This window comes from Bifidobacterium aemilianum, from assembly GCF_003315635.1.
Classification (GTDB): domain Bacteria; phylum Actinomycetota; class Actinomycetes; order Actinomycetales; family Bifidobacteriaceae; genus Bifidobacterium; species Bifidobacterium aemilianum.
In genome coordinates this window covers 22795-38345 of record NZ_PDCG01000005.1, presented here as the reverse complement: position 1 = coordinate 38345, position 15551 = coordinate 22795, and the positions used below count along the sequence as shown (strand labels likewise).

The window sequence follows — 15551 nt, the reverse complement described above, 5'->3', positions numbered from 1 at the left end:
TGCCCCTTGTTGTTGATATGTGTACTCTCTTGAGTGATAGCCCTGATGGGCCCTGATGAGCCGATACCAAACCAAGCAATCTGACTGCAAGTATGCTGACTGGGACCAGGCACATCACCCATGATAGTGGCTTGGCAGCACCGGGAACCGGCGTGCCGGGTCAATTGAAAACGCGGCCATATAACCGTTACTTATAGCCGGTTACAGGCTCTTGCCCTCCTCAAGTGTGAATCCATCGAAGGTGAAACCGGGGCTGACCACGCAGGAGACCAGGGCGTCGCCCTTGCCGGGTACGGTCCGTTGCCAGCAGCCCTCCGGCACCAGCATGTGGCCAACCGGTGTGGTTGATGCATCTTGACTGCCGCCATCGGTCAGTTGGTTGCCCAAGCTTATGGTCTGAATCTTGTCAGGGTCTGATTCGGGCGCATCCCCGTAGCCGCCCAGCTCCAGCCGGACTGATGCCGGCCCATGCCAGAGCCAGATTTCGTCGGCATCCACCTTGTGCCAGGCGCTGGCGTCCCCCTGCGCCAGCAGAAAGTAAATCAGGGAGCTCAACGGCCGCTTGGAGACCGTGTCCTCATGCCTGCTGCGCCAGTCACTCGCGTACCAGCCACCCTCCGGGTGAGGCTCCAGGTCCAACCGCTTGACCAAGGACTGGGCATATTCGCTCATTGATTCCAACGCCAGACTCATCACAACTCCCTATTCACTCGTTTTCGGTTTCGCCACGTCGCCCGTGGGCTCGTATACCCTGCCGATGATACCGGGTGCGGGGGAGCGGTGTGCTTGCTGCCGGCTCGTAACCCGACAGATAGGTGACTCGTCTGACCAGGCGGATTGGTTGGCCGGTCAGTCTTGGCAAGGTTCCGGGGTGACGGATTTTGGCCGTGAACCCTTGGGTCCGTTGCTGACCGGTGTGGTGGCTGCCAGGGTGGGCGGGACGCTACCCTGTGGGTCCCAGGTCCAGTTGGGTTGACGTGATGAGGCCTTGGGGGCATCAGAGTTCCCTATGCTCTTATTGATGAGCTTGAGGATGGCGGATAACAGTGCTGCACAGGGTCTGTTCCGGCGCAGAAGGGAATTCGGGTTCAGGGACCTTAGAAGGCTCCCTGGTTGTAGACCAGTTCGCCGGAGATGACGGTGGCGCGGTTGCGGCCGGCGCCAGCGCGGACCAGCTCCTCCAGAGTCTCTTCGATTTGCTGGGGGGTGTCGACGCGGGTGGGGATGTCGAGGAAGGCTAGGTCCGCCAGGGCTCCGGCGTTGATCTGGCCTATGCGGTTGGCGCCCAGGTGCAGGCCCATGGAGGCGGCCCCGTTCAGGGTCAGCATGTGGATGAGCCGGCGGGGGAGGTCGGCCTTGCGGTAGCCCTGTTCGCGTGCCAGGTCGTAGAGCACGGCGGCCTCGTCCAGCAGGTCCAGGCTGGGGGAGGATGAGAGGGAATCGGTGCCGATGGACAGGGGGTTGCCCTCCTCCAGGTACTCGCGCACCGGTGCGTCGCGGCCGGTGTTGGTGATCCGGTTGGACCGGGGGCATAGGGCCACGGAGACCTGGCGTTGGCGCAGGATTCGCCGGTCCTCCTCGTTGGCCCAGACACCGTGGGCTATGTGGACGTCAGGGCCCAGGGAACCCAGCTGGTCCACGAATTGTATGGCGGAGACCCCCTTGCCCTGCCGCTTCAACTCCTGGTAGCTGGACCAGTGGTCGCCCTGCCAGGAGTCTGTGGAATAGCTAGTGGCGGCTGGCGGGAGGGAGCTGGCCTCCAAGGGCGTTTCAGCCAGGTGGATGTGCAGGCGCATGTTGAGTTGCCGGGCGATGTCGGGCAAGTCGACGAAGGGCTCGGATTCCAGGGTGTAGGGGGCGTGGGGGCTGATGCCCAGGTTGGGCACCCGCTCCCGGCGGAGTCTGCCAAGCTGCCGGTTGAGCTGGAAGCGGCCCTTGTGGAGCCAGTCATCATTGCGCCAACCCATGACCTCCCAGTAGGCGATGCCGTGCAGACCTTGGGAGACCAAGGCCACGGCGGCGTCCAGGTCGGTGACGACATCCGCGGCTGCGGTCGTGCCTGATTCGACCAGCTGCCGGGCACCGACCATGGCCCAGTGCCGCCAGGCCTTGGCCTGACCTCCACCCTCATAGACCTTGTCGAAGGCGGCCTCCCAGGCCTGGAAACTGTCGTAGTGGCCCTGGCCAACCTGGGCCATGCCGGTGTATTGCAGGTGGGTGTGGGCGTTGACCAGTCCGGGCATGAGCACCCCATTCCAATGCCGCTCCTTGACGCGGCTGCCTGGGGCTATCTCGTCCTTGAGCTGCTCCATGACCCACTGGCGGGTGCCCACATGCACCACCCGTCCGGCGCAGACGGCCACGGCACCGTTGACTATCATTGGGGCGGTGACCGGAATGACCATCCTTGAGGAGTAGACCACCACGTCGGTCAGCAGGTCAGGACCAGTACCGATGCTGGCGGGATTGCTCGTCCCCCGCTGCATACCGCTGGTATGAAGGCGGTTGCTCAGGGGGGAATTCCTGGAGTCAGTGGAGTAATCCATCGTGTGTATCCCTATCCTTCTTGAACCGTGTGCCGCTGGCCCTGGTCTGTTGCTTCCTGATGCTAGTCACAGGTCCCTTCAATGCTCGTGGTCAAAGCGGGTCACCTGCCAGCTGTGGCTGTGGTCGGCAAGGGGCTGGCTGGCCTGGTAGCCCCGGGCGGCCAGCGCCAGGGAGGCGATGTGCCGGTCCGTGGATTCGGGCAGCCGGTGGACTCCGGGGGTCAACTCGCCCCGCTGGTCCAACAGGTAGGCCAGGGCTGCGGCCTGGACGGCAAAGCTGAGGTCCATGATCTCTATGGGATTGCCGCCGCCTGCCGTGTAGTTGACCCCATCACCCTCGGCCAGGAGGGTCAGTTCCGGGCCGTCGGGAACGCTGATACTGCGGATCTTCCGGCCATTTACCGGGTGGAAGTCGGGCAGCTGGTCCAGGGCGATCTCGTTGGCTATGCCGCCGATCACCGCCAGCAGGGCACCGGGCCTCATGGCCCGCATATGCTCCAGGGCGATGGTGTGGTACACGCCGGTGGCTGATATGGCCATGTCTGCCTGGGGGAGGGCCTGGTTGATGTTCCGGGCGGGGAAGCCGTCGAAGACCGCCTTGAGGGCGGCCCGGGGGTCGCTGTCGCAGACCGTCACCTGGGCACCGAGGGCCCGCACCCGCTTGGCGAAGCCTTCACCAACAGGGCCGTAGCCGATCACCGTCAGCCGGGTGCCCGCAAAACAATGGCTTCCCAGGATCTCCTGCATGGTGGTCACACAGCTTTCGCCGGTGCCGTGGGCGTTGTCGAAGCCGGTCTTCATCTGGCTGTCGTTGACCGCAATCACCGGGTAGGTCAGGGCACCGGCCGCCTCCATGGCCTCAAAGGCCCTGACTCCGCTGGTCGTCTCTTCGGCCACACCAACAAGCCTGGCGGCCAGGTCCGGGCGCTCGCGGCTGGCCAGGCGGGCGAAGGAGGCGCCGTCGTCAATGATGAGGTTGGGTTGCAGCTGGTCCAGCAGGTCCAAGGCTCCCTGCCTGGCCTGCTCCTCATTCCAGGAGGCATCGGCCTGAACCAGGATGCCCTCGGTCTTGAGCTGGTCGGCAACCCGCTGGTCCACAGCACCGGATTCGCAGCAGACACCCACCCTGGCACCGGTCTGGGCCAGTTCCCGCAGCAGTACGGCGGTCTTGGGTTCCAGAATCAGGCAGACCGCAATGCTGGTGCCGGAGAGGTCGTGGCGGCTGGCCACCTGGCCCATGAGCTGGTGGAGGATCGGCATGTGCTCCTGGGCATAGGCCATGGCCTGGGTCCCGGATTGTTCCCGCATATCGGTGACCTGATCAACGCCTGTGTAGGCGAAGTCAAAGGCGGCGTCATTGTTGATGGCTGTTTGTCCGACCGGTCGGCCGGAATCACCATCGGTTGGCCGGTCTTCGTTTTCGTCATCGTTCTGGTCCGTGCCACTGTTCTTGCGAATCGACTCGGCACCTTCTACGGTCTTGGTCCCCAAAGGTGTCTTGTGTTGACACCTTTCGTCAGCAGGCTTGTGCTCTGTCCTGGTTTCTTCTGCTGCGGCTGACCTTGGAGGCCTGGCCACAGTCGTTGAACCGGCAAGGCTCATGCCCCACTGCTGTGCCTGGCTGACCAGGGCCAGCAGCCGTGGGTCCCGGCTTCCGGCAACAGTGGGCAGGGCCAGCCTGGCTCCGGCCAGTGAACGGTTGGTGTGCTGGGAATAGCGGCGGGCCCAATCTGCAAAATTGTAGGATTCCTGCCCGCTAGCACCGTTCCCGGCTTCCGAAGTTGTCTGTTCAACCACCGTGATCTCCTTAGCTTGCCTCCATGCCGGCCTGCGCGTATGCGAACGCGCGGTCTGCCCTAGCTCTTCCTGACCTGCAGGGCGTCCAGGGCGTCCCGCAGGGAGTCGACCTCAATGATCTCCAGGCCCTTGACCGGCTTATGCTTAGCCCCGCGCCGGCTGACGGGCACCACGGCCCTGGTGTAGCCCAGGCGTGCCGCCTCGTTGAGCCGATGGGCCAGTTGGGGGACCGGTCGAATCTGCCCGGTCAGGGAGATCTCGCCCATGGCGCAGGTGGTCCGGTCGATTGGCTTGGAGGCCGCCGCCGAGGCCAGGGCGGCGGCGATGGCCAGGTCGCAGCCGGGCTCCTTGGCCAGTCCTCCCGCGATAGTTGAGACATAGAGGTCGTTGGCAAGTAGGTTGACCCGCCCGTGCCGGTAGAGAACGGCCGCCAGCATGGCCAGACGGTTGGAGTCGATGCCGTTGGTGTTGCGCCGTGGGGTGGGCAGGACCGAATTGGTGACCAGGGCCTGGATCTCGATGGGCAGGCTCCGGTGGCCATCCATGGTGAAGGTCACGCAGGTGCCCTCAACCGGGCTTTCCGCGCTGGACAGGAAGAGCCCTGAGGGGTCGGTGACCTCCTCGATGCCTTCCCCGGACATGTCGAAGCAGCCCACCTCATCGGTCGGCCCAAAGCGGTTCTTGGCCGCGTGGAGCATGCGAAGGGCGGTCTGCGAATCACCCTCGAACTGGCAGACCACATCAACCAGGTGCTCCAGGGTGCGCGGCCCGGCTATGGAGCCATCCTTGGTCACGTGGCCGACCAACAGGATCGGCACATCCAGGGACTTGGCCGTGTCGATGAGGGCCGACGTGACCTCGCGCACCTGGGTGGAGCCGCCGGAGATGCCATCAACCTCCTGGGAGACGATGGTCTGCACCGAATCGACGATGGCCAGCCCCGGCTTCTCCTGTTCGATCAGGCCCAGGACGGTGGACAGGTCGGTGGTCGAGGCCATGAGCAGATTGTTGTGAACGGCGTTGATGCGCGAGGCCCTGAGCTTGACCTGGGCCTGGGATTCCTCGCCGGACAGATAGAGCACGGACCGCTTGGGATTGGACCTGGCAATGTTGCCCGCCGTCTCCAGGAGCAGGGTCGATTTGCCGATGCCCGGTTCCCCGGCCAGCAGGACCACGGACCCGGGTACGATGCCCCCGCCCAGCACACGGTCGAACTCCTCGAAGCCGGTCTTCAACCGGTTGACCGTATCCGTGGAAATCTGCGAGATGGGTTTGGCCTTCCCCTCCGCCACCGTGCTGGCACTGGTGCGGGAGGTCCTGCCCGGAGCCGCAGTGCGGGAGGAGGCCATGGCGCGCGGCTCATGGAACTCCTCGAGCGTGCCCCATTGCCCACATTCCGGGCATCGTCCATACCATTTGGGGCCGGACCAGCCGCACTCGCTGCACAGGTATTGTGTCGCTGTTTTCGCCATACTCTGAAGCTAGCGGCCTTGAACGACAAGAAGGCCTTGAGCGAACAGGGAAATATGACCGCGAATCTACCGTGGAGCGTCATATGGGTGTGAGATACTGGGCGTATGGTCAATTCTCAGACTTCTTCCTCTCATGGCAAGTTGATTGCCGCGGTGCTTGCGGCGGTTCTGGTGGTTGTTCTCGCCCTGCTCTCGGCTTTTGTGTGGCCGGGCTGGGCCATGAACCGTGAGGCTGAGCAGCCTGGGGCCAACCAGCCACAGGAGGCGGCGGCACCCACCAAACCCTCCATCAAGGCGGAGCCTTTGCCCGGCGATGCCTCGGAACTGCTCAAGGCCATGCCGGACAGTGTGTTGAACTTCGCGCGAACCAAGGCCGAGACCTCAACCAGCTGGTCGTCCTCTTCGCCTCTGGAGCAGTACACCCTGACTTATTCCACCGGTGCCAAGGGCAAGAAGCTGACACTCCTGGTCGCCCAGTGGGCCGAATCCGACAAGGCCAAGTCTGAGTATGTCAATCTGACCGGTTCCCTTGAAGGTAAGGAGCTGGCCGGCGGCGACGTCAAGGTTTCGGGCGCCACGACTGGCTCCTACACGCTCCATGCCGAAGGGAAGGAAGCCTCCAAGGCCACCGCCGTCTGGCAGAACGATACCGTGGTCTTCCAGGTGAGTGGTGATAAGGACTCGGTGCAGAGGTTCTACCAGAAGTTCCCCCTCTGATGACCGCCCCCTCAGGCCGCCACCGGATCGGCAAGTGCTGGGCCGGATCGGGGCCAGGAAGGGCATGAGGACGCACCGATGGGAAAAGTCATCGAGTACGTGTATTATTAGGCAAGTTGCAAACTTTCAAGCAAGGAATGGAGGCTTCAGATGGGTTCAGTCATCAAGAAGCGCCGCAAGCGGATGAGCAAGAAGAAGCACCGCAAAATGCTGCGTAAGACTCGTCACCAGCGCAAGTAGCATCAGCGTTACGAGTTCGTGAAGCCCCTTGCCTTATAGGCCGCCACTCCTTGTCGGTTTGGCTTCCGCAAGTTTTCGGGGTCATGAAGGTCAGAATCTCTTCAGGGTTCTGGCCTTTTCGTATACCGGGCGGCCCTGGTGATGGAGGTCACCGAATCAGCTTGGGAAGAAGTGGACGCGCCGGCGGAAAACGTGCCATGATGGTCCTATGGCACAAATAACTATCGGTGGCACGGCCACTCAAACCATTGGCAACCTCCCCGCAGTCGGCAGCAAGGCGCCCGCCTTCACCCTGGCAGGTCTGGACCTGAACGATGTCGTCTCGTCCTCCTTCGCCGGTCGCAAGCTGATGCTCAACATCTTCCCCTCCCTGGACACGGACGTCTGCTCCATGTCCGTACGCAAGTTCAACCAGATGGCCCAGGACTTGGCAGGCACCTCTGTGCTCTGCATCTCCATGGACCTACCCTTCGCCCAGGGCCGTTTCTGCGGTGCCGAGGGCATCAAGAACGCCCAGGTGGCCTCCGCCTTCCGGTCCAGCTTCGGTAAGGACTACGGCGTGACCATAGATGACGGGCCCATGGCAGGACTCCTGTCCCGCTGCGTGGTCGTCATCGACCAGCAGGGTCAGGTCGCCTATACCCAGCAGGTCGCCGAGGTAGGCAATGAGCCTGACTATGATGCCGCCCGCCAGGCCGTGGAGCAGTTGGGCTGAATCAGATCTCAGGATGTCAAAGCCATGCTCATGCTCATGCTCGTGTCCGTTCTTGTGATGCTTGCCGCCACAGGTCTGATGCTATGGACCTACAAGGCCGCCAGCCAGGGGACACTGAAGCGCAACAGCACTTCCGGCATCAAGACTCAGGCTGTTATGGCCTCCGATGAGACCTGGGTTTATATCCACAGGCGCTTTTCGTGGATATTCATGGCTGCTGCCGGTTTCTGCGCGCTGGGAGTGGTGGATCTCGTAGCGGGGCTCGTCGCCGGTTTCATCACGGCTGGTGACGTCCATGGACCCGTCGGATGGTCCGTGCTGGGTGTATTCATCCTCGTGGTCCTCGTACTGGACGATCTGATCGGAGGCGGTTTGGCGGCAGACAAAACCGCCCGAGCATACAATGCCGACCACATGATCACCCCCGACCACCACTTCATCTGAGTCCTGCCGATTCGTGGTGTTGCTCGTCGGCTTTGTTGGATATGGCTGAGCCCCACCAGCTGTGAATACTGGTGGGGCTCAGCCATATCTGTGGTTACAACCGAAACAAGGCTTGCGTCACGGCAACCGCTCAACAGGCGGGCCATATTCTGAAGCCGGTCGCCTGCTTACTGGGCCGAGGCCTACTTATTGGAGTTGGTCATGACCCTGGGGCCGTTGGGGTTGCCGACGATCACGGTGTCGACCATGTTGAGGAAGAGGCCGTGCTCGACCACGCCCACGGTGTTGATGAGGTCTTCGGCCAAATCCTCCGGGTGCTCAATCATGTCAAGGTGCAGGTCGACCACATAGTTGTTCTCGTCGGTACGCACCTCCTTGCCCTCGGCATCCTTACGCAGGACGGGCTTGTAGCCGCGCTCCTCGAAGCGTTTGATGACATGGCCGGCCCCGAAGGGGATGACCTCGACCGGCAGGGGGAACTTGCCGATGGTCTCGACCACCTTGGACTCGTCCACAATCCAGACGATGCGGTTGGAGTTGGTGGCCACGATCTTCTCCCAAAGGAGGGCAGCGCCACCACCCTTGATGCCGTTGAAGTTCCTGTCCACCTCGTCGGCGCCGTCAATGGTAACGTCGATATGGTCCACCGCGTCGATGTCGACGATCTTGATGCCGTAGCCCTCGGCCTGCTCCTGGGTGCGGCGGGATGTGGTCACACCTGTGAACTCCAGGCCCTCCTCCTGCACGCGGCGACCCAGCTCGTCGACTAGGAAGCGGACGGTGGAGCCGGTTCCCAAACCAGCGATCATACCGTTCTCGATAAGCTTGGCCGCTTCGACACCTGCGGCCTTTTTCAGCGCATCCTGCTCTGCCTTGTCCATGGCTGCTCCTTCGGTCTTGTACCCCGCTGCTGTGCCGGCCGGGAGGGTCGGGCACCTGCAAGGTCTCTCAGTTTATGCATCCGTGTATTGGAAACCACTCCCATACTAGCCGCATGGCCCTAATTGCCTCCGGGCATGTGCACTGTGGTCCAGGCCGGCCCTGCGTTGTGGTCCTATGCTGCGGTTCGCGTGGGCCATGTCGTGACTTGTGTCGACCTGCCCAGGGGCTTGGGCCGGGCAGTGGGCTCGCGCAGCTGAGGGCACAAGCCTAGAGGAGCCTGAACTGGGCCCCTTCAATCCGAATGCGACCCCTGCCGTCCACGTCACCCTCAATCTCAACCAGGCCGTGAATGCGCTTGGGGCGGCCGTCATAGCTGGGGCTGGAGGAGGGCGGTGGAGAGAAGAGCAGCTGGCCTGAGACCGTCAGTCCCGTGACTGTGCCGATGCTGGGGCTTGGAGCTATCGAAACTTGTGCCTCTTGTGCGACTGGGCTTGCGAAGGTTGAGGACCCGTCGCCGGCGTCTGGGGACTGTGCGGGCCTTGCGGATGAGTGCTGATCCTTCACTCCCGCCGGTTCCTGGCGATCACGATCTGCGGTGGATTTCGAGGCAGGTTCCTGGTTTTCCTGATCTTCATGGTCGGACGGGTCAGGCTGGTTGGGCTGTTCAGGCTGGTTGGGCTGGTTGGGCTGGTCGGACTGAGCGGGTCGGCCGGACTGGCCGGTCTCTCCTTGCGCTGGAGCGGTGTCAGAGGTCGCCGCTTCGCTGTCCTCGTCCTTGGAATATGCTTCGGCACCAGCCGACATATCCTCTGGAAGGGTGTCATGCGGCTCGTCACCATCGGTCCGGGCGTTGCTGGCGGCGTGAGGGGGCTCGGCCTCCTGGCTCTCTGAGCCACGCCCCAGCTGGTACTCCTCCGGCGTGATCTTGCCGTCAAGGAGCAGCTGCGCATCGGAGGGAATGTCGAGGCCCTTGGCGTAGTCGGACTGAATAAGGGACTGCCAGCCTTCCAGGGGCAGGTAGCCGTCTTTGACGCCGGCCCGGCAGTCGCCCGAGTAGCCATGGGCCAGGTCGTCCACCTTCTCGTTGCCGGGGTTGCCGTTGTGGCCCTTGACCCAGACGAACTTGACCGAGGCGGGTCGTATGGAGATCTCCTGGTCGATGGCCTTGATGAGCGGGGCGTTTTTGACAGGCTTCTTCTGCGAGTTCTTCCAGCCGTTCTTCTTCCAGCCATGGACCCACTTGGTGGAGCAGTTGATGGCATACTGCGAATCGGTCTCGATGACCAGGGGCTCGTCCCCCGGGTGGGCGCGCAGGGCCTGGAGGACTGCCACAAGTTCGCCGATCTGGTTGGTGCCGTTGGTTGCTCCGCCCGCGTCGCTGTCGCCATCATGGGCGTGCCCGTCCGTCCGGGCCGCCCCCACTTGGTGGTCGGCCCAAGCCCATCCCATGGGCCCATTGGGGTTGCCCAAAGCGCTGCCATCTGTAGAAACCGTAATAGTCATACCACCAGCCTAGATGGTCGTCCCGAACAATCGTCGGATAGATTGAGGCCTGCCCAGGAGCTTAATAGTATTACGATGCCGCGATGCCCCCCCCCCCATGAGCCAAGATGGCAACCTCCTATCCACCAATACCGTGACCATGCGCTGACCGGTGCATGGAACAGATACCGGGAGATTCATCTGGAAGGCGAAGGTTACTGATCTACCGCATCAAAAAACAAGAACCGCGACACACCCTTACCCGAACCGGTTCCCGTGGCATACTCCGCTGAAACTGTGTCGGGCAATTGCGGATTGTTGAGCGAAGCAAGGTTTCATACCTTGGATGTACAAAAAATCGTACATCGGATGTACAAAAAATACAGATTGGGTTCTGTGACTGGGGGAGGGATGAGAAAGCGCTCTGGCCGACCGGATGCTGCCGGTGAGGCAGAGCGCTTGATGGGGCTGTTGCTTACAGCGTGTTCAGCTCAGGGAGGCGGCGACGAGAAGGACTAGTCGCCCAGGGCCTTGTCGACCACGGTGGTGGCCTCTGTGAGGACCTGGTCCAGGGCCTGGGGGGAGACGAAGGACTCGGCGTAGACCTTGTAGATGTTCTCAGTGCCCGAGGGGCGGGCGGCGAACCAGTTGTCGGCGGTGGTCACCTTGATGCCACCAATGGGTGCATTGTTGCCGGGGGCCCTGGTGAGCTTGGCGGTTATGTCCTGGCCGGCCAGCTGACTGGCGGTCACGTCGCCACCATCCAGCTTGGCGAATTTCTGCTTGAGCTCGAGGGTGGTGGGGGTGTCCACGCGCTTGTACCAGCTTTCGCCGAAGCGGGAGACCTGGTCCTGGTGGAGCTGGGCCGGATTCTTGCCGGTCCTGGCGGTGATCTCGGCGGCCAGAAGGTCGGGAATCAGGCCGTCCTTGTCCGTCGTCCACACGTGGCCGTCCCGGCGCAGGAAGCTCATGCCGGAACTCTCCTCGCCGCCAAAGGCCACCTGCCCCTTGAAGAGGGGGTCCACAAACCACTTGAAGCCCACCGGCACCTCGACCAGCTTGGCCTCGATGGCGGCGGCCACCCGGTCAATCAGCGACGAGGAGACCAGGGTCTTGCCGATGCCGGCGCCCTGAGGCCAGTCAGGACGCGCCCCACCGAAGAGGTACTCCACGCACACGGCTATGTAATGGTTGGGGTTCATCACACCCCAGTCGGGGCAGACAATGCCGTGCCGGTCAGCGTCCGGGTCGGTGCCGCCCACCAGGTCGTACTTGCTCCAGGCCCCGGCGTTGAGCTGGTCTACCAAGCCCTGCATGGCGTAGGGGGAACTGGGGTCGATGCGGATCTTGCCGTCATGGTCGATGGTCATGAAGCGCCAGGTCGGGTCCACGTGCGGGCGGATGACCCCGATATTCAGGCCATACATCTCATTCATGAGCGGCCAGTAGTTGACCGAGGCCCCACCCAGGGGGTCGATGCCCATGCGCACGCCGGAGGAGCGGATCAGATCCATGTCGATGACGGAAGCCAGATCGGACACATAGTGGTCGCGGAAGTCGAACCGCTCCACCAGGTCGGACCTCATGGCCTCCTCGTAGGGCACCCGCTTGACTGTCCGGTAGTTGCCCAGCAGTTCGTTGGCCCTCTTGGCGATGGCCTCGGTGGTCTCAGCCGGAGCCGGGCCACCGGTGACGGGGTCGTACTTGAAGCCGCCGTCAGTGGGGGGGTTGTGGGAGGGGGTGACCACGATGCCATCGGCCAGGTCGGCCCCGCTGAAGCGCTGGGAACCGTCAGCCGCGCGGTTGTGGGTAAGGATGGCCTGGGAGACGACCGGGGTGGGTACGAAGTCGTCACGAGAATCCACGCGGACCCGCACACCGTTGGCGACCAGGACCTCGATGGCTGTGCGCTGGGCCGGCCCGGAGAGGGCATGGGTGTCACGGCCGATGTACAGGGGGCCGGTCACGCCCGCCTGCTTGCGGTATTCGGCGATGGCTTGGGTGATGGCCACAATATGGGCCTCGTTGAAGGAGGTCCTCAGGGAGGAGCCTCGGTGGCCTGAGGTGCCGAAGGCGACGCACTGTTCGGGTACTGAGGAATCCGGAACGGCATCGTAGTACTGGGCGATGAGGTCGTCGACATTGATGAGATCAGCTGGGGTGGCGGGCTTGCCCGCATTGTTAGCAACCATGGACACCATTGTGCCACAGCGGCCTGTCTGGCGAGTATGGCCCATTCAAGGTTCCCCGTCATTATCTCTGGTGACCTGGGTCGACGAAATCCGTAGTGGCGTATGGTCTGAGGCCTACGAATCCATCTGCTCCCACCCAACTGATAATCGGCACCATACTCCAAACAAGTTCTACAATAAAAGGTATAAATGTAGTGTCAGCCATGGCAGCACAGTCCATGTTTGGATGTGTGGACGGGCCGTTGCTGACCGATGAAATGAGAAGGATATGACGTTTTACAGTATTTCCTACCTGGAATCGCAAGGTGGCTTCAACCAGGTGCTTCGTTACGTGATACTGGCCGTGCTGCTTCTGGCATTGATTGCCTTCAGCATTCTCTACATGCACCACCGGTTGGAGACCAAATACCGGCAGCTGGGCATCATCGCCTTCCTGCTGGTGGCCTTGGCGCTGGTGGGCGAGTACTCGCAGTACAAGCAGAGCCAGAGTGCCAGTGTCCAGAACCAGCAAATGATCAGTTTTATCCAGAAGGTGGCCAAGGACGAGAAGGTGCCCGCCGATGACGTGTTGGTCAACTCACGCACCCTCAACGACAGGGTGATCGTCAAGGTCAGAAACAAGTACTACCAGACCAAGCTCAGCTCGGACCGGTCGGCCTTCCAACTCTACGAGACCCATCTCATGTCCGAGCCCAAGGTCGCCAAATGACGGGCGGCAAGACCCGGGGGCGACTTGAGGCCCGGCAAGCCCTCGGCAGGACCGATGCGGCTGACGTTGCGGCTGCCTTCCGGGTGCAGGCCCCCTCATATGGCGAGCCCGGCCGTGGTCATGCCGCTGGTCCTTGCGGCGGCCGTTCAGCAATCGTTGGTATCGAGTAGGAAAGCGCAAACATCGTGGTATACAGCACTTTATTCATTAAATTGGCCGTCGGCATTCTTTTCCTGGTCGTCCAGATCAACATCATGGGCAAGACCAACCTGGCCCCCATCTCCGTCATGGACCAGGTCCAGAACTACGTATTGGGCGGCATCATCGGCGGCGTCATCTACAACAAGGACATCAGCGTGCTCGACTTCATCGTCGTCATGCTGATCTGGACCCTTCTGGTCCTGGTCCTCAAAGTGGCCAAGGAGCAGTTCTCCTCGGTCAAGAAACTGGTCGACGGCAAGCCACTGACCCTGATTTTCCGGGGGAAGGTGGACGTGGCCCTCTGTATGCGGTCGGGCATATCAGCATCCGACCTGATGCTCAAGCTGCGCTCTCAGGGCATCTACGAGACCAGCAGCATCAAGAAGGCCGTCCTGGAGCAGAGTGGCCAGCTTACCGTCGTCTCCTACGAGGATGAGAACCTGAAACTGCCTGTCATCACCGACGGGCAGGTGGACGAGGCCGTGCTGGAGACCATCGGCCATGATGAGGATTGGCTGGACCAGCAGGTCAAGGACAAGGGTTTTAAGGGCACCAACGATGTCTTCCTGGCGCAGTATGACGACCAGAAGCTCAGCCTCATAGGCTACGCCGGCCGCCACCGTTAGCTCTGGCACGAAGGCACCAGCTGAATGCTGAGTTGGGCGGTGGCTGATGATATTGCCGCCGCCCAGCTTGGTTGTGGGTACTCGGCAGTCACAGGTACAGGCTGGTCACCCGCCGCAGCCTGGCTGGAACTGTTGCCTGTGCACCCAACACTCTGGCGCTGGCCGGCAGACTACTGGAGGTCGGCCAGGTCTGTGCTCTGCGTGTTGGCGGCGGGGGCCTTGGTCGGGGCGACTGATGCAGTGATCTGTGCCGGCAGGGCAGCCGGTTCCACAGTGCCGCCAGCCTGCATCATGGCCAGCTCGGTCTCGGTGGGAACCCTGACGCACAGGGCCTTGTGTTCTATGGTGAAGCGGATGTGGCAGGTCTCGCCCAGCATATCCCCGTCCACCTCGGCCAGGGCGGGTTTCTCAAGCTTGATGTCGGCGCTGACCCCCTGGAGCTGATCAATGGTGGAGGATGAGGAAATCGGGCTTTTCTGGGCCTTGCGGGTGATGGTCTGGTGGACGATGTCGGCGAAGAGGCCGGCCCAGCCCAAGATGCCGCTGGTGGTGTCGATGATCTCGAAGTCCAGGAGCCCGTCGTCATAGACCGCGTTGGGCATGAGGGAGAAGATGGGTATCTGGCCGCAGTTGCCGGCCATGAAGGTACGGAAGGTAAGCCGTTGGATGGTGCGGGAGCTGCCATCCTCGTTCTCGATGGTGACCCGGGCGTGGTATTTGCCGCCGAATATATGTTTGGAGCCGGAGGCGAAGTATGCCAGCCAGGAGATGCTTTTCTTCAGTTCCGGGTCCGTGTCGTCGATCATCAGGGCATCGAAACCTATGCCGGCGATGATGAGGAAGGCGTGGCCGTGGTCGTCATCCGGGCGGTCGAGCAGGCTCAGGCGGCCCACATCCACCATGCGGGAGCCATGGGAGGTGGCCACGGCCAGGGCTGTATCCATATCGTCCACCGGGATGCCCATATTGCGGGCAAAGAGATTGCCGGTGCCGATGGGGATGATGCCCAGGGGGTGGCCGGTGCCGGAGAGGGCTGAGGCCACCGTTCGCACCGTGCCATCGCCACCCACGGCCACCAGGACCTGGGCACCGTGGGCCAGGGCCTCTTGCGCGCAGGCGCGGCCGTCCTTGTCCAGCTGGGTTTCGATGTACTCAACCTGGGTCAGGTTATGGGCATGGCAGTAGAGTTCGATATGTCTGCGGTGTTGTGCCGCCTGGGGTTTGGATGGGTTGATGATGAAAGCGTAATGGACCTGGTCGTCGTTCCTGCTCTGCATGGCCCTGGCCCGCCGGCGGCGTCTGAGGGTACGGGAGACTAGCGCGGCGGCGATGACGAGCACCAGGGCTCCGGCGATGACGGCGGCCGCAATGACGATGATGACGTTTGAAGCCATGGGTTCCATTGTGCTCGCTCCTTGCGATTCTTCCGGCAGATGCGGCCGACATCAACGAATTCTGCACGTCATTGGCACATTCCCCTCCAGGCCGGTCGTGCACGGTCCGTCTGTCGGCTTGCGGCGCTAATCTT

General features: G+C 62.3%; 15 protein-coding genes. 7 read left to right on the top strand and 8 right to left on the bottom strand.

The genetic code is table 11. The annotated features are described in order from the left end of the window. Window positions 1-201: 201 nt before the first annotated feature. The 4 genes from CRD60_RS05890 to radA all read right to left on the bottom strand — a co-directional run bounded on the left by CRD60_RS05890 (window position 202) and on the right by radA (window position 5815). Window positions 202-693, bottom strand: a complete 492-nt coding sequence (locus CRD60_RS05890) for a cupin domain-containing protein (RefSeq protein WP_113860373.1) — start codon at window positions 691-693, stop codon at window positions 202-204. Window positions 694-1097: 404 nt separating this feature from the next. After that, entirely contained in the window at window positions 1098-2486 is a 1389-nt protein-coding gene (locus tag CRD60_RS05885; RefSeq protein WP_113860462.1) for an amidohydrolase family protein, read from the bottom strand. 138 nt (window positions 2487-2624) lie between these two features. Continuing rightward, window positions 2625-4343: an adenosylhomocysteinase gene (locus tag CRD60_RS05880; protein ID WP_236630863.1), complete on the bottom strand. Its 1719-nt coding sequence runs from the start codon at window positions 4341-4343 to the stop codon at window positions 2625-2627. Window positions 4344-4402: 59 nt separating this feature from the next. Then, window positions 4403-5815 carry a DNA repair protein RadA gene (gene radA, locus CRD60_RS05875; RefSeq protein WP_113860372.1) on the bottom strand — a complete coding sequence of 471 codons (1413 nt, stop codon included), beginning with the start codon at window positions 5813-5815 and terminating at the stop codon, window positions 4403-4405. Window positions 5816-5920: 105 nt separating this feature from the next. Between radA and CRD60_RS05870 the strand changes: the two genes are divergently transcribed. From CRD60_RS05870 to CRD60_RS05855, 4 genes are all read left to right on the top strand, one after another. Beyond that, window positions 5921-6532: a hypothetical protein gene (locus tag CRD60_RS05870; protein ID WP_113860371.1), complete on the top strand. Its 612-nt coding sequence runs from the start codon at window positions 5921-5923 to the stop codon at window positions 6530-6532. Between the two features lie 150 nt (window positions 6533-6682). Beyond that, complete coding sequence (locus CRD60_RS05865; protein ID WP_003817716.1) at window positions 6683-6772, top strand: 30S ribosomal protein bS22; 90 nt, start codon at window positions 6683-6685, stop codon at window positions 6770-6772. 208 nt (window positions 6773-6980) lie between these two features. Continuing rightward, window positions 6981-7487 carry a thiol peroxidase gene (tpx, locus tag CRD60_RS05860; protein ID WP_113860370.1) on the top strand — a complete coding sequence of 169 codons (507 nt, stop codon included), beginning with the start codon at window positions 6981-6983 and terminating at the stop codon, window positions 7485-7487. 78 nt (window positions 7488-7565) lie between these two features. Next, window positions 7566-7931 carry an SdpI family protein gene (locus CRD60_RS05855; protein ID WP_161522198.1) on the top strand — a complete coding sequence of 122 codons (366 nt, stop codon included), beginning with the start codon at window positions 7566-7568 and terminating at the stop codon, window positions 7929-7931. Between the two features lie 182 nt (window positions 7932-8113). On the opposite strand, the gene rpiA is transcribed toward CRD60_RS05855, so the two are convergent. From rpiA to pgm, 3 genes are all read right to left on the bottom strand, one after another. Beyond that, window positions 8114-8812, bottom strand: a complete 699-nt coding sequence (gene rpiA / locus CRD60_RS05850) for a ribose-5-phosphate isomerase RpiA (protein WP_113860368.1) — start codon at window positions 8810-8812, stop codon at window positions 8114-8116. 268 nt (window positions 8813-9080) lie between these two features. Next, window positions 9081-10316, bottom strand: a complete 1236-nt coding sequence (locus tag CRD60_RS05845) for a ribonuclease H family protein (protein WP_113860367.1) — start codon at window positions 10314-10316, stop codon at window positions 9081-9083. Between the two features lie 494 nt (window positions 10317-10810). Further along, the gene (gene pgm / locus CRD60_RS05840; RefSeq protein WP_113860460.1) at window positions 10811-12487 is read right to left on the bottom strand and encodes a phosphoglucomutase (alpha-D-glucose-1,6-bisphosphate-dependent); all 1677 of its coding nucleotides are present in this window, start codon (window positions 12485-12487) and stop codon (window positions 10811-10813) included. Between the two features lie 268 nt (window positions 12488-12755). Between pgm and CRD60_RS05835 the strand changes: the two genes are divergently transcribed. From CRD60_RS05835 to CRD60_RS05830, 3 genes are read left to right on the top strand one after another with little or no spacing between them, the layout of a single operon-like run. After that, window positions 12756-13196, top strand: coding sequence for a DUF3290 domain-containing protein (locus tag CRD60_RS05835; RefSeq protein ID WP_113860366.1), 441 nt, complete (start codon window positions 12756-12758; stop codon window positions 13194-13196). Then, window positions 13193-13366: a hypothetical protein gene (locus CRD60_RS08815; protein ID WP_161522197.1), complete on the top strand. Its 174-nt coding sequence runs from the start codon at window positions 13193-13195 to the stop codon at window positions 13364-13366. The genes CRD60_RS05835 and CRD60_RS08815 overlap by 4 nt, the downstream gene beginning before the upstream one ends. Before the next feature lie 15 nt (window positions 13367-13381). Further along, window positions 13382-14023, top strand: a complete 642-nt coding sequence (locus CRD60_RS05830; RefSeq protein ID WP_201737227.1) for a DUF421 domain-containing protein — start codon at window positions 13382-13384, stop codon at window positions 14021-14023. A gap of 170 nt (window positions 14024-14193) precedes the next feature. Here CRD60_RS05830 and CRD60_RS05825 read toward each other — a convergent pair whose 3' ends face one another. Beyond that, on the bottom strand, window positions 14194-15426 hold the full coding sequence (locus CRD60_RS05825) for a diacylglycerol/lipid kinase family protein (RefSeq protein ID WP_113860364.1): 1233 nt from the start codon (window positions 15424-15426) through the stop codon (window positions 14194-14196). Between the last annotated feature and the right edge of the window lie 125 nt (window positions 15427-15551).

What these genes read in the sequence shown, in the direction of transcription:
- CRD60_RS08815 (WP_161522197.1), top strand. Translation starts at nt 13,193, where the DNA reads ATGACGGGCGGCAAGACCCGGGGGCGACTTGAGGCCCGGCAAGCCCTC.
- pgm (WP_113860460.1), bottom strand. Translation starts at nt 12,487, where the DNA reads ATGGTTGCTAACAATGCGGGCAAGCCCGCCACCCCAGCTGATCTCATC.
- CRD60_RS05825 (WP_113860364.1), bottom strand. Translation starts at nt 15,426, where the DNA reads ATGGAACCCATGGCTTCAAACGTCATCATCGTCATTGCGGCCGCCGTC.
- CRD60_RS05845 (WP_113860367.1), bottom strand. Translation starts at nt 10,316, where the DNA reads ATGACTATTACGGTTTCTACAGATGGCAGCGCTTTGGGCAACCCCAAT.
- CRD60_RS05855 (WP_161522198.1), top strand. Translation starts at nt 7,566, where the DNA reads ATGCTATGGACCTACAAGGCCGCCAGCCAGGGGACACTGAAGCGCAAC.
- CRD60_RS05835 (WP_113860366.1), top strand. Translation starts at nt 12,756, where the DNA reads ATGACGTTTTACAGTATTTCCTACCTGGAATCGCAAGGTGGCTTCAAC.
- tpx (WP_113860370.1), top strand. Translation starts at nt 6,981, where the DNA reads ATGGCACAAATAACTATCGGTGGCACGGCCACTCAAACCATTGGCAAC.
- CRD60_RS05865 (WP_003817716.1), top strand. Translation starts at nt 6,683, where the DNA reads ATGGGTTCAGTCATCAAGAAGCGCCGCAAGCGGATGAGCAAGAAGAAG.
- CRD60_RS05885 (WP_113860462.1), bottom strand. Translation starts at nt 2,486, where the DNA reads ATGCAGCGGGGGACGAGCAATCCCGCCAGCATCGGTACTGGTCCTGAC.
- CRD60_RS05870 (WP_113860371.1), top strand. Translation starts at nt 5,921, where the DNA reads ATGGTCAATTCTCAGACTTCTTCCTCTCATGGCAAGTTGATTGCCGCG.
- rpiA (WP_113860368.1), bottom strand. Translation starts at nt 8,812, where the DNA reads ATGGACAAGGCAGAGCAGGATGCGCTGAAAAAGGCCGCAGGTGTCGAA.
- radA (WP_113860372.1), bottom strand. Translation starts at nt 5,815, where the DNA reads ATGGCGAAAACAGCGACACAATACCTGTGCAGCGAGTGCGGCTGGTCC.
- CRD60_RS05890 (WP_113860373.1), bottom strand. Translation starts at nt 693, where the DNA reads ATGAGTCTGGCGTTGGAATCAATGAGCGAATATGCCCAGTCCTTGGTC.